Below are 11,948 nucleotides of genomic sequence, written 5' to 3' on the forward strand. Positions count from 1 at the left end.
CGCGTTCCGAGCGTTAATCCGCGGTGTGCGTTCGTTCTTTGCCGAACGGCTCGTACTCCTCGCCGCCACCCTCGTAGAACTTCTGGAAGAACTCCACGTACTCGAGGCGGAGCATCTGGATGCCTGCGGCGGTGATGCCGAGCAGCAAGACGAGGATATGCCCGAAGACGAAGACGAAGATCGCCAGTGGAATTGTGATCCACAGCGGATCTGCGTGGACGAGACCGACGAACTCCTGTGTCTCGTACGCGCCAACGTCGTAGGTCGGGAGGTTGAACACCGTGTATCCTTCCTCGTTCGAGTACGCCCCGAAGACAAGTAGGTTGACCGCAAACGCCATCCCTCCTTTCGCGAGCAGAACCGCCACCATACGGAGGTACGAGAGGACGTGGCCGAACGCCCAGGCGGGCGTCTCGAACAGTCCGGCAACTCCCTCACCGATGCCGACGAGGACGACACCGATTCCGAGCGCCACGAGCCCGAGGATGCCGACAACTTCTGGTAGTCCCTCGAAGCCGAGGTTGTACGGCCCGGCGTAGAGGACGGTCTCGCTGCTCGTGCCCACGAGGAACTCCGGCTTGTACTCGATCATGTGGGTGCTGAAGATCCAGATGAACAGGCCGTTCATCGCGAGGATCCACGACCCTTTCTCGTAGATAGCCGCTTTCAGCCCGTGGCTGAGTTCGTTGACGAACCCGAGGATCAGGCCGATGTTGAGGTGGATCAGGCCGAACCCGATCGCCAGCACCATCCACAGGACGGCCCAGTCGGTGAGCTGGAGACCTTTGTTGAGTGACCCCGCGAGCGGCAGCCAGCCGAGACCGAGGTACTCCATGTGCATCCCGAAGAGGTCGTCGTACAGATAGCCGAACAGTACGGTGAATGCACCTGCCCAGATACCGATCGTCCCGATCGCTTTCCCGGCGTCGGAGTCGAAGATTTTCCAGCAACCCCAGCCCATCGCCATGTACAGGATTCCGTAGCCGATGTCTCCGATCATGAACCCGAAGGCGAACGGAAACGTCAGGAATACCAGCAGCGTCGGATCGAGTTCGCTGTACTTCGGCTGACTCACCATCTTCACCATCAGTTCGAACGGTCTCGCCGGATCGATGTTGTCGAGCACCGTCGGCGGCTCGTCGTCCATCGTGACCGCTCCGCCAGCGCCCGCACTAGCACCTGCGGCGTGTTTCCCGTTCGACCCGCCGGACGTCCCGCCGTCGGTCGCCGCCTTCTGCGCGTCGGCGTCGGCCTCGGCGTCTGCGTCCTCCTCGTCGGTATCGACGGCTGGCCCACCCTCGTGGGGAACGGGCGCGGCGTGTGTCGGCGCACCGTGGCGGTCGTAGTCCGCCCGCTCGAGTTCTTCGATCTCGACGCTCTCGCCGACGGCGTCGGTCAGCGCGGCGACGAGGTCGTCGTAGTGTTCGGAGGGGATCCATCCCTCGGCGACGAACGCGCGCTGGCTGGTCGCGAACTGCAGCGGCGCTTCGGCGCGCTGGACTTCGATCGTGAGCTCCTCCTCGAGTCGGAGTAAGAAGCCGCCCTCGTCGATGCGAACGCGGCCGAGTTTCGCGTCGATGTCGTCGATCTCCGCCTCGAGCTCGCGCCGTTTCTGTGCGAGTTCCTCGGCGTAGACGTCGGGACTGCGGTCGGTGTCGGGCAGTTCGTATCGCGAGAACTCGATGCCGACGAGTGCGTCGTCGATGACGCCCGTCGCGCCGTCAGCCGGTGCCGCGACGATGGCGACGACGTCGCCGCCGGTGAACGTCTCGTAGGCGCGGATCTCGTCGCTCTCGGAGAGCGCCTCTTCGGCCGTTGCGAGCGAACCGGAGCCGACGAGCACCTCGACGGTGTCGTAGCCGGTCAGCAAGTCGAGGTCGATTCCCAGTTCGGCGAACGGCTCGACGCGGTCGAGACGCTCGCTGACGAGTCGAAGCTGTTCGCGGACCTCGCCGCGCTGGTCGTCGAGTTCGTTGACCCGCGTGCGGATGCCCTCGAGTCGGGCCTCCCACTCGTCGTCGAGTCGGCCGCTCGGTTCGGCCTCCTCGGGGTCGAGTCCGAGCGTACTCTCGAGTGCGCGGACGGTGACGAGCTTCTCGGAGGCTTCCTCGGCACCCTCGATCGGGTTGCCGTTGTCGAAGTCGGCCCAGGAGCCGTCGTAGTCCGAGAGGTGGACCAAATTGAGTTCGTGGATCGTCTCGATGACCGAGGGCATGACGCCCTTCGAGCCGGTCACCGAGACCTTACTCATCTGGTCAGGTCTGAGCATGAACGTCCTCCTCGAACAGGGATACGACGTAGTCGGTCACGTCGCCGACCTGGCGTTTGGCGTCGTCTGCGAGCGCCTCACGCTCCTGTTCGCCCTCGCGAAGGACGCGCTCACACTCGTCGTCGATCTCCTCGCGCGCCTCTTCGAGGCGCTCCTCTCTGTGTTCCCGTGCCTGTTCCTCCGCGTTCGTGCGTATCTCCTCGGCGCGTTTCCGGGCCTCGGCTATACGCTCGTCGCGGTCTTTCTCTGCCAATGCGACGATCTCGTCGGCTTCCTCCTCCACCGACTTGATACGTTCGAGAACCTCTGGCCTCGGCATAGTCTAAGCAAGCGAACGTTTGCTATAGACCGTATAAGGTAGTTGCGAAACCGGATTGCTCCGCTTCGTGAGCGCGGCGCTCGCGAAAGACGGCCGATATTCGGGTGCTGTCGCGCCGTTCGCCTCCGACGCGCTCGAGAACAGCAGACATATTGCGTTCGGCTGGCAACCATCGCGCAATGGGTATCCTCGAGAACAAGGCTCGCGCTCGGCTGTTCTACAAGTACCTCTCGACGGTCTACGACCAGGTCAACCCCTTCATCTGGAACGAGGAGATGCGCACGGAGGCGCTCTCGTTGCTCGAGTTTCCGGCCGACGAGGAGCCGATGGTCCTCGACGTCGGCTGTGGGACCGGCTTCGGGACGGAGGGCCTGCTCGAGCACGTCGACACCGTCTACGCGCTCGATCAGAGCGAACACCAGCTCGAGAAGGCCTACGCGAAGCTGGGGAAACGCGGTCCCGTCCGCTTCCACCGCGGCGACGCCGAACGGCTGCCGTTCGCGACGAACACCTTCGACATCATCTGGTCGTCGGGCTCGATCGAGTACTGGCCCGACCCCGTCAGGGCGCTCCGGGAGTTCCGGCGCGTGCTCGTCCCCGGCGGGCAGGTACTCGTCGTCGGGCCGAACACACCCGAGAACCTCGTCGCGAAGACGCTCGCCGACGCGATGATGCTCTTCTACGACGAGTACGAGGCCGACCGGATGTTCAAGACCGCTGGCTTCGAGGAGGTCAAACACAAGTTCATGGGTCCCAACTACGACCCCGACATCGCGATCACGACCATCGCTCGCGCCCCTGAGTGACACATCCCGCTCTCGCCTTCCCGTCTCTCGCCACGCTTCTTCTTGCTCCCCGTCTCTCGCCACGCTTCTTCTCGCTCCCCGTCTCTTGCCGTGGTCCTTGCCTCTCACCCGCTCTATCCACCTCTCGCGGCCGTCTCGAGTCGCGCGATCGTCTGTCCCTCGAGCGTGAGCGTCACGACGATGGTGTCTCCGGCTCCGATCGTCGGATCGTTCGTCCCCGCGAGGCTGACGCTCGCGCGCTCGCCGACCGTCCAGTGTGGGTCCGCACGCTCGTTGAACGGTCCCTCTGGACCGCCGTCGAACCCGTCTTCGGAGAAAAAGGGCACTGGCGGCTGTTCGGCCAGTGGCTCGCCCTCGACCGTGACGAACACCGTGAGGTCCCTGACGTCGACCGCTTCACCAGCGCGGTGCTCGAGTTCGATCGTCCCCTCGTCGGTCGCGTCGACGGTGAGGTCGAACGCGACGGGTGGGTGTGGCGTCCGCTCGAGTGAGTCGGTACTGGCGACGCCGAGCATCGCGACGACGATTCCAGCCAGGCAGATGGTCAGGACGAGCAAGATGAGCGTGCCGACGACCGGGCTCACGCCGCGGCCGCCGTCGGCCCGAACCGTCACGACACCGGCTCTGTGACCCGTCGGCTTGCGGTCCCCGTCGACGCGGCGACTCGAGTCCACGCCGGCGTTGGTTCCGTCACCGTATGTAAACTCACGGGCGACTCGTGCCGTCGGCTCTGGGGCAGGACCTCGTCACGACGTCGCTCTCCGCTCGAGCGACCGATACCGCCGCTTATTCACCGAGAGTGGCGGTGACGGCCGAATCGCCCGCCTGTGCCGTGAGGTCGAACTCGCCGTGTGGGGGGAGTATCCAGAGCACCCCGTCGGCGTTCGTCTCGCCGACGACGGTCTCACCGACGAGAACCGTCGCCCTCACGGGGTCGCCGCTCTCGTCGGTGACGGTGACCTCGATCGGTCCGTTGGCGACCGTCCGGTTGATCGCGAGCTCGAGTGACTCGTTCGTCCAGGTCTCGGTCGGCGTCTCGACCGGGAGCTGATTCACCAGCAGTCGCTGTGACTCGTAGTACACAGCCCCGGTTCCACCGTCGAAGTAGACGTCGATCTCTCCGTGATCGTGCGGCACACTTCTGATGTAGAGCTGTCTGTCGATAAACTCGAGACCCTGGGACGATCTGCTCACGTCGTCGGTCCACGGATACTGCTCTTCGAACAGTGCCGACGCGTTCGAGTACCCCCCGATCTGGTCGGGCGCGCTGACGTTTCGATGGTCGTACCGTGTCGTCTCTCGGAGGTAGCGATCACGGTCGAGTATCCCGAGCGTGACCCCGGTCTCTGACGTCTGGATGGCGATAGCGATCTGTGCCTGCCTCGTCGACCCGTCTGCACTCGTCGTCATCACGAGATGTTCACGGACCGGCCCACGGTACACACCGAGTTCTTCCTTCTGGGACCTGACACCGATCGAATAGCCCGGCACGTCGTTGGCGTAGACGACCAACTGATCGAGCCAGTTGGTGAGCGCCACGGCGTCAGCGTTGCTCTGTGTAAACTCCTGGAGGAGCGCTCGATCCGACCGCTCACCCGCCGCGTGTTCGCGGACAGCCCGGTGTTCGCGCTCTCGGAGCGCTTCGATTTCCTCGTCGACGCGCTCGAGTTCGGAGTCGATCGCCTCTCGGCGCTCCGTCGGGGACAGCTCTTCGAACCGTGTTTCGAACACGAACGCGTCGTACTCGGTCCGGAGTGCACTGTCACCGATCGAGAGCGTCACTCCGAAGTCAGGATGTGAGCGGACGTACGTACTCGTAACGTCACCGGCGAGCGGGAGGCGGTTCGTCGTGTTGACTGCGTCGAGCGGATCGCTCGGTCCCTCGACGGCGAGCGCAGGCTGCGCGGGCGTGTCGCCACTTACAGTACCAGCGACGTCGTCGGGACCAGCAGCCACGACGGCCATCGCGGGAAGTGCGCCGACGAGGAGCAACGCGAGGAGGGCGGGGACCGCGCTGTTCATCCTCCCTGTCTTTCGCGTCCTCGTACAAAAAATGGTCGACTGTGACCCCGACTCGGAATCGATGGTACGACCCGGAGAAACGGCCGTTGAGGTGGTCTTTTTGGATGGAAAGGGTTTTTTCCCCTGGGGGACCACCATGGGTTACGCATGCGGTTACAGACCGCCCTCGCAGGTACCCTCATCATCACCCTCGTTGCCCTCCTCGTTGCCTTCCCACTGGGGGTGAGCGCGGCGTCGGTCTCGAACACCGACGCCCAGTCAGCCCCTCTCGGTCCCCAGCAGGTGATCACCGTCCAGTTGACGCCCGACGGTGACGCACTCTGGACCGTCGAGAGCTACTTCCTCCTCGAGGACGACGACGACGTCGAGTCGTTCGAGTCCTTCGCCGACGCCGTCACGAGCGGCGACCGCGAGCTGTCGTTCGACGACGAGACGTTCGATCGGTTCGTCACCGCGGCGAGTCGCTCGACGGACAGACACATGCAGATCGAACACGGCGGATGGGACGACCCACGAATCGAGAACGTTACCGACGACGACGTGTCTCTCGACGCGAGTCAGGACCCGTCGACACCTCACCGGGTCGGCGTTCTCTCTTACTCCGTGACGTGGACGAACCTCGCCGAGCGAGACGGGAGCCACATCTTCCTCGGTGACGCCTTCGGTACGGACGACCACACGTGGTTTCCCGCCCTCACCGAAGGCCAGCAACTGGTGATCGAACGCCCATCGAACTTCGGCTACGAACACCACGAACACTCCCTGACCGACGGCAACCTCGTCTGGACCGGTCCACACGAGTTCGACCCGAACGAGTTCTCCGTCACCTACCTCGAGGGTGCCGGCGTCGGATCGGAACCGCCGAACGGAACGCTCGTCCAGGCGGTGACCGGTCTCGCGCTGGTCGCGCTGCTGGCTGCCGCCGCTGGCTACGGCTACGTCCGCCACACTCGGCCACCCGCCGGCACGGAGGACGAACCGGCACCGGCCGCCACCGACACGCCCGACCGAGAGGCGTCCCCCGACGCCGGCGCTGCCCTCGAGTCGCCACCCCCTGCCGACCCGGATCCGGACCTCGAGACACCTCCCGCTGGCACCACCGCGACGTTCGACGAACGCGACGGTCTCGACGAGGAGGTCGACCTCGACCTGCTGAGCGACGAAGAGCGCGTCCACCGCCTCCTGCGCGGAAACCAGGGCCGGATGAAACAGGCCTCCATCGTCACGGAGACGGGCTGGTCGAACGCGAAGGTCTCGCAGTTACTCTCGAAGATGGACGACGACGGCGACATCGAGAAACTGCGTATCGGTCGCGAGAACCTCATTACGCTCCCGGAAGTCGACCCGACCGAACTCGACTGACGACCTTTTTCCGTTCGGGTTCGCACCGCGACCTTTTTCCGTTCGGGTTCGCGCTGCTCACCGCTCACGGAAAAATGTCGATCAAAAAGCCGCTCGCTCACTCCGTTCGCTCGCGGTACTACACCAACGGCGTCCGCTCTACGACTTGGCGCGCGCACCTTTTTCCCATCGGGTTCGCACCGCGACCTTTTTCCGCTCGGATTCGCGTTGCTCACCGCTCACGGAAAAATGTCGATCAAAAAGCCGCTCGCTCACTCCGTTCGCTCGCGGTACTACACCAGGGGCGTCCGCTCGACCACTTGGCGCGCGCACCTTTTTCGCGTCGGGTTCGCACCACGACCTTTTTCCGTTCGGGTTCGCGTCGCTCACCCTCCGGGAAAAATCTGCACCAAAAGCCGCTCACTCGCTCCGTTCGCTCGCGGTACTACACCAACGGCGTCCGCTCTACGACCTGGCCGTCGTAGGTCGGATACTGTTCGACGATTTCGCCGTCCTCGAGATCACCGTCTTCGATCATCTCCTCGAGGAGCCACCAGGCGACCTCGACGTGGTTCTGCTTGACGGTGTAGAACTCCTCGGGGACGCCGAGCGTCTCGAAGACGGCTGGGTCGGCGTGGGTCTTCCCGTAGACGAGCGTCCCGTCGTCGGTGATCTCGTCGAACCCACGGCGGACGCTGCGGGCCATGCGCTTGAGGCGGCGGCGGTGCTGGGCGGCGTCTTTGAACACCGAGGTGCAGAAGTAGACCTTCGGGTGGTCGCCCATCACTTCGAGAATCGCCTCGCGGTCGTTGTCGACGGCGCTCATGTGGCCCTCCTTGAGTTCGAAGCCCTGCTCTTGCATCCGGCGGAAGTTGCCGTGGCTCATCTCGAACTCGTTGATGTTACAGAACTCAGCCGCACCCTCGTCTAAGAAGTCGAGAAACTCCGTCTCGGGACGGATGCCCGGAATCTCGAAGGCCGGGGTGAGTCCCTCCTCGCGGGCGATGTAGAGGATGTCTTCCCACTCGGTGCCGTGGAGGTCGCCCCACTGCTCGAGCGGCGGGTGGAAGCGAATCTCGTCGAGACCGGCGTTTGCGAGCGCGCGCATGTTCTCGCGGCCGCCGGTGATGCCGGTGTAGAGGTGGGTGTGGTGCTCAGCGCCGAACTCGTCTTTGAGCAACGAGAGGTAGTGGCAGGTGCGCTCGAGTGCCTCCTGGGGTTCGCCGCCGGTGATCGACGAGCCGAGGGCGTCCATCCGGCGGGCCTCGATCAGGACGTCCTCGTCGGACTCGACGAGGCGCTCGTTGGCGTAGACGTCGGTGACGTTCTTGCGCGTCTCCCCGAGCGGACAGTAGAAGCAGTCGCGCTCGTCGCAGTAGCCGTAGACGAACAGCACGAGCTTGCCACCTTCGGCACACTGTTCACAGCCCCTCGAGATCATCTATGTCGACCTGAGCGCGCCCAGCCGAATAAGCGAACCGGGTTCGTCCCGGTACGCTGTGCCGTGGCTGACCGACGAGCCGCGTCCACGGGAGTCGAACGCTGATCGAGACGTGGCCGTCGTCGAACCTCCACCGGCCGGAATCGCCCACGCTCTATCGTACCAACTGCAACGGTTTACACACTGATCGCCGACCCGTCTGGCGATCCGGTGTGCACTGACTTGCAGTGGCTACTATAGTTGCCCTCCTGGTGACACCTACGCTGGTAGGCGTCATCGTTCTGGCCGCTTTCGACCAGTATTCGGACGATGACTGGAGATACGCGTGATTCGGTGGATGTTCGGTCACTCGTCTGTGAGCCGCGGCGGCGGCTGGTGTTGTCGTTGTTGCTCGAGCGCCAGCGGGTGACGCTCGACCTGGTGACGCTGTCGCTCGCCACCTCCGAACTCCTCGAGACGGACGCCGACCCCGAGCGACGGCCACCACGGGTGGCCGTCTCGCTGGTCCACAACCACCTCCCGCGGCTGGCTGACCACGACCTCCTCGAGTACGACGCGCGTAGCGGTGACATCGTCCGTACTCGACGCTTCGAGGCGTTCCGTTCGACCATCGAGTACTACGTCGCCGCTGCGTGTGAGCCGCAGTCGGGCGAGGCGTCCCCGAGTGCCCGAGCCGACGGGTCGGGGGCGTGTTGCTGTGACGAGCGCTAGCCAGAGCGGAGCGCCTCGAGCACGGTCTCGGTGTCGGCGACCGTCGCGAACTCCCCGCGGAGGTGTGCGAGCGCGACGCGGTGGCTCGTCTCGGCGTCGAAGCGTTCGCCGTCGTGGCCCTCGCGGCCGAAGGTCGCCGTCGCGTCGCTCACGACCACCACGTCGAAGCCGCGGTTCTCGGCCATCCGTACCGTCGTCGAGACGCAGTGGTCGGTCGTCAGGCCACAGCAGACCAGCGTGTCGACACCGCGCTCGCGCAGCCAGGACTCGAGGTCCGTCCCGACGAACGCCCCGTTGACCCGTTTCGAGACGACGCGCTCACCCTCGAGCGGCGCTCCCTCGGGTTTGAACGCGTTCCCCGGCTGGTCGGGGCGTAGCGGCGAGTCGGGTTCCGTCGAGTCGTGTTTCACGTGGACGAGCGGCCACCCGCGTTCGCGCCAGGCGGCGAGTAGGTCGGCGATACGCGTCTCGGCGTCCGGATTGTTCCGCTCGCCCCAGACGGGGTCGTCGAAGCCCACCTGGACGTCGATGGGGACGAGCGCAGCCGTCGCCGACAGCTCGAGTGCCTCCTCGCTCACCGGCCCACCTCCGGGTTCGCCGGTGGGTAGTCGTTCGGGGTCTTCCCTCCCCGCTGGCTCCGTGACATAGGCGAGTATTCACTCGCGTCCGGTTCAACCCATCGCTCCGGCGAGTGGGGAGGTGCGCGACGGCGCGGCGGTTCCCGTGAGTGGTCGATGGCGACTCGCGCCCGCACTACCTCGTGCCCCAGAAGAGGGAAATAGCGCGCACGCAAACGCTCTCTCAATGCTGTTGGTGCTGTGTGTCGACCTGGACGACGACCTCGGCCGCAAGACCGGCTTCTCGACGCCGGTCATCGGCCGTGAGGAGGCCGAGGCGGCCGCCGTCGCGCTCGCGGTCGCCGACCCCGAAGACAGCGACGTCAACGTCATCTTCCAGGGCATTCACATCTACGACGACCTCGACTCGAGAGACGAGAGCGTCGAGGTTGCGGTCGTCACCGGCAACGAGGAGGGCGACGTCAGCGCCAACCGCGAGGTGGGTGACGAGGTCGACACCGTCCTCGCGAGCCTCTCGACCGGCGAGGACGTGACTGCGCTCGTTATCACCGACGGTGCACAGGACGAGTCGGTGCTGCCGGTGATCCGTGCCCGCGTCCCCATCGACGGCGTCAGGCGGGTGGTCGTCCGCCAGGCACAGAACCTGGAGTCGATGTACTACACCATCAAGCAGGTGCTCGCCGACCCGGAGACGCGCGGGACCCTCCTGATCCCGATCGGTATCCTCCTGCTGATCTACCCGCTCGTACTGGTCGGCGCGGTGTTCAACCTGCCGGGACTGGTCCTCGGGACGACCTCCGCACTACTCGGTCTCTACCTCATCTCGCGCGGTCTCGCCCTCGGTGACCGTATCGACGAGATGGCCGAGCGTGCCCGGCGCTCGCTCTACGCCGGGAAGATGACGCTCATCGCCTACGTCGTCGCCGCCGCGTTGCTCGTCCTCGGCGGGGTCAGCGGAATCAACGCCCTCGAGCAGTTCCAGACGACCGAAACCGCGACGGCCGACGCCCCGTTCGTCCTCGCCGCGCTCGTCTACGGGGCGATCCAGTGGTTCGCCGCCGCGGGCGTCACGACCAGTCTCGGCCAGATCACCGACGAGTACATCGCCGGCACGCTCGAGTGGCGCTACCTCAACGCGCCCTTCTACGTGATCGCCATCGCGCTCGTCCTCCACGCGGTGAGCGCGTTCTTCCTCGATCTCGTCACCGTCTCCTACCTGGCGACGGCGCTCACGGCGGGGACGCTGCTCGGTATCGCCAGCACGCTCGCGTTCGCGATCGCCGAGTCACGCTCGAGTGCCTCGAGTGCGCGTGCCGAGGGCACCTAACTCACCGCTCGCGTTCGACGACGAACTCCGCGAGGTCGACCAAGTAGCCTCGAGCCTCGGTGTCTGCGACCTCGACGCGAGCGAGCGCCTCGAGCGCCCGGTCGGCCTCCGTCCGCGCGCGCCCGTTCGCCTCTTCGGGCGAGAGGTCGGTGATCTGGACGAGCGAGGGCCGGTCCATCTCGGCGTCGTGGCCGGTCGGCTTGCCGAGCGCGTCGGGATCCGAGACCGCGTCGAGGACGTCGTCGCGGATCTGGAAGGCGACGCCGACGCGTTCGGCGTACTCGCCGAGCGCTTCGACGGTGAAGCCGTTCGACCCGGCGGCGATCGCGCCGAGTTCGGCCGCCGCACGGAACAGCGCGCCGGTCTTCCGGCGTGCGAGCGTCATGTACTCCGCTTCGGTCGCTGGCTGTGCCGAGAGTTCGGTCGCCTCGCCGACGCCGAGTTCGACCATCGCCTCGGCGACGACCTGCGTCGCCTTCGGATCGGCGGAGAAGAGCGCGAACGCCTCCCCCAGCAAGCCGTCGCTCGTCACGATGGCGGGACCGTGGCCGAACTCCGCCCACGCGCTGGTCGTCCCCCGCCTGAGTTCCGAGCGGTCGATGATGTCGTCGATGACGAGCGAGGCGCTGTGGACGAGTTCGATGCCGACGCCGAAGTCGACTGCCTCTTCGGCCGTCCCGCCGACGGTCTCACACGCGAGCAGCGTCACCGTCGGCCGAACCCGCTTCCCCCCAGAGAGTGCGACGTGACGAACTTCCGCGGAGAGCGCCGCCGGTTCGATGCCGTCGACGACCTCGACGAGGCGCGTCTCGATCAACGCACGACGGCGCTCGAGAAGTTCCATTGCCAGCGTTTGGGATGGGCGGAAAAAGTACGTGTCGGATTCTCCGCAGGCCCGCCGCCAGTCCCCGCTCGAGCGGGCGTCTCCACACGACACCTCGCGGACGGCCGTCCATCGAGGCGTCACCGACCGAACCGGTAGGTGGCGATCTCACTCGAGCCACAGTTCTCACAGCGTTCGGCTCCCGGTTCTGCCTCCACGCCACAGTGGCGACACTCGAGGAGCGTCCGTGGCCTGTTGCCGATGAACCGCTTGACGGTGTCTATCATGGTGAGAGGGTACGGAACCGGGAC

The 11,948-nt window shown here is 65.5% G+C and carries 12 protein-coding genes; 4 read left to right on the forward strand and 8 right to left on the reverse strand.

Features of this window, described 5'->3' with window-relative positions:
* Positions 1-13: 13 nt before the first annotated feature.
* Together N0B15_RS04975 and ahaH are read right to left on the reverse strand one after the other, a co-directional pair.
* Positions 14-2,269 carry a V-type ATP synthase subunit I gene (locus N0B15_RS04975; protein ID WP_263018392.1) on the reverse strand — a complete coding sequence of 752 codons (2,256 nt, stop codon included), beginning with the start codon at positions 2,267-2,269 and terminating at the stop codon, positions 14-16.
* Entirely contained in the window at positions 2,256-2,588 is a 333-nt protein-coding gene (ahaH, locus tag N0B15_RS04980) for an ATP synthase archaeal subunit H (RefSeq protein ID WP_263018394.1), read from the reverse strand. The genes N0B15_RS04975 and ahaH overlap by 14 nt, the downstream gene beginning before the upstream one ends.
* Positions 2,589-2,767: 179 nt before the next feature.
* Between ahaH and N0B15_RS04985 the strand changes: the two genes are divergently transcribed.
* Positions 2,768-3,394, forward strand: coding sequence for a methyltransferase domain-containing protein (locus tag N0B15_RS04985; RefSeq protein WP_263018396.1), 627 nt, complete (start codon positions 2,768-2,770; stop codon positions 3,392-3,394).
* A 113-nt stretch (positions 3,395-3,507) separates the two neighbouring features.
* Here the strand turns inward: N0B15_RS04985 and N0B15_RS04990 are convergent, their stop codons facing one another.
* Both N0B15_RS04990 and N0B15_RS04995 read right to left on the reverse strand, forming a co-directional pair.
* Positions 3,508-4,068 (reverse strand): type IV pilin N-terminal domain-containing protein, encoded by a 561-nt coding sequence (locus N0B15_RS04990; protein ID WP_263018398.1) that lies wholly within the window; start codon positions 4,066-4,068, stop codon positions 3,508-3,510.
* A gap of 112 nt (positions 4,069-4,180) precedes the next feature.
* Complete coding sequence (locus tag N0B15_RS04995; protein ID WP_263018399.1) at positions 4,181-5,416, reverse strand: DUF7096 domain-containing protein; 1,236 nt, start codon at positions 5,414-5,416, stop codon at positions 4,181-4,183.
* Between the two features lie 147 nt (positions 5,417-5,563).
* On the opposite strand from N0B15_RS04995, the gene N0B15_RS05000 reads away from it, so the two are divergent.
* Entirely contained in the window at positions 5,564-6,778 is a 1,215-nt protein-coding gene (locus N0B15_RS05000) for a helix-turn-helix transcriptional regulator (protein WP_263018400.1), read from the forward strand.
* A 424-nt stretch (positions 6,779-7,202) separates the two neighbouring features.
* Here N0B15_RS05000 and N0B15_RS05005 read toward each other — a convergent pair whose 3' ends face one another.
* Positions 7,203-8,198, reverse strand: a complete 996-nt coding sequence (locus tag N0B15_RS05005; RefSeq protein ID WP_263018401.1) for a radical SAM protein — start codon at positions 8,196-8,198, stop codon at positions 7,203-7,205.
* A gap of 309 nt (positions 8,199-8,507) precedes the next feature.
* On the opposite strand from N0B15_RS05005, the gene N0B15_RS05010 reads away from it, so the two are divergent.
* Positions 8,508-8,909, forward strand: a complete 402-nt coding sequence (locus N0B15_RS05010; RefSeq protein ID WP_263018402.1) for a DUF7344 domain-containing protein — start codon at positions 8,508-8,510, stop codon at positions 8,907-8,909.
* On the opposite strand, the gene N0B15_RS05015 is transcribed toward N0B15_RS05010, so the two are convergent.
* Positions 8,906-9,487: a cysteine hydrolase family protein gene (locus tag N0B15_RS05015; protein WP_263018403.1), complete on the reverse strand. Its 582-nt coding sequence runs from the start codon at positions 9,485-9,487 to the stop codon at positions 8,906-8,908. The two genes, N0B15_RS05010 and N0B15_RS05015, sit on opposite strands and share 4 nt — an antisense overlap.
* A 226-nt stretch (positions 9,488-9,713) precedes the next feature.
* On the opposite strand from N0B15_RS05015, the gene N0B15_RS05020 reads away from it, so the two are divergent.
* Positions 9,714-10,814 carry a DUF373 family protein gene (locus N0B15_RS05020; RefSeq protein WP_263018404.1) on the forward strand — a complete coding sequence of 367 codons (1,101 nt, stop codon included), beginning with the start codon at positions 9,714-9,716 and terminating at the stop codon, positions 10,812-10,814.
* A 1-nt stretch (position 10,815) separates the two neighbouring features.
* Here the strand turns inward: N0B15_RS05020 and N0B15_RS05025 are convergent, their stop codons facing one another.
* Together N0B15_RS05025 and N0B15_RS05030 are read right to left on the reverse strand one after the other, a co-directional pair.
* Entirely contained in the window at positions 10,816-11,658 is an 843-nt protein-coding gene (locus N0B15_RS05025; RefSeq protein ID WP_263018405.1) for a polyprenyl synthetase family protein, read from the reverse strand.
* Between the two features lie 119 nt (positions 11,659-11,777).
* On the reverse strand, positions 11,778-11,924 hold the full coding sequence (locus N0B15_RS05030) for a hypothetical protein (protein WP_263018406.1): 147 nt from the start codon (positions 11,922-11,924) through the stop codon (positions 11,778-11,780).
* Positions 11,925-11,948: the final 24 nt, after the last annotated feature.

The organism is Natronobiforma cellulositropha (genome assembly GCF_025629245.1).
In the GTDB taxonomy this organism is placed as follows: domain Archaea; phylum Halobacteriota; class Halobacteria; order Halobacteriales; family Natrialbaceae; genus Natronobiforma; species Natronobiforma cellulositropha.

Excerpts from the sequence above, each read along its gene's own strand:
- N0B15_RS05020 (WP_263018404.1), top strand. The coding sequence starts at position 9,714 with ATGCTGTTGGTGCTGTGTGTCGACCTGGACGACGACCTCGGCCGCAAG.
- N0B15_RS05025 (WP_263018405.1), bottom strand. The coding sequence starts at position 11,658 with ATGGAACTTCTCGAGCGCCGTCGTGCGTTGATCGAGACGCGCCTCGTC.
- N0B15_RS04995 (WP_263018399.1), bottom strand. The coding sequence starts at position 5,416 with ATGAACAGCGCGGTCCCCGCCCTCCTCGCGTTGCTCCTCGTCGGCGCA.
- N0B15_RS05010 (WP_263018402.1), top strand. The coding sequence starts at position 8,508 with ATGACTGGAGATACGCGTGATTCGGTGGATGTTCGGTCACTCGTCTGT.
- N0B15_RS05030 (WP_263018406.1), bottom strand. The coding sequence starts at position 11,924 with ATGATAGACACCGTCAAGCGGTTCATCGGCAACAGGCCACGGACGCTC.
- N0B15_RS04975 (WP_263018392.1), bottom strand. The coding sequence starts at position 2,269 with ATGCTCAGACCTGACCAGATGAGTAAGGTCTCGGTGACCGGCTCGAAG.
- N0B15_RS05000 (WP_263018400.1), top strand. The coding sequence starts at position 5,564 with ATGCGGTTACAGACCGCCCTCGCAGGTACCCTCATCATCACCCTCGTT.
- N0B15_RS04985 (WP_263018396.1), top strand. The coding sequence starts at position 2,768 with ATGGGTATCCTCGAGAACAAGGCTCGCGCTCGGCTGTTCTACAAGTAC.
- N0B15_RS05005 (WP_263018401.1), bottom strand. The coding sequence starts at position 8,198 with ATGATCTCGAGGGGCTGTGAACAGTGTGCCGAAGGTGGCAAGCTCGTG.
- ahaH (WP_263018394.1), bottom strand. The coding sequence starts at position 2,588 with ATGCCGAGGCCAGAGGTTCTCGAACGTATCAAGTCGGTGGAGGAGGAA.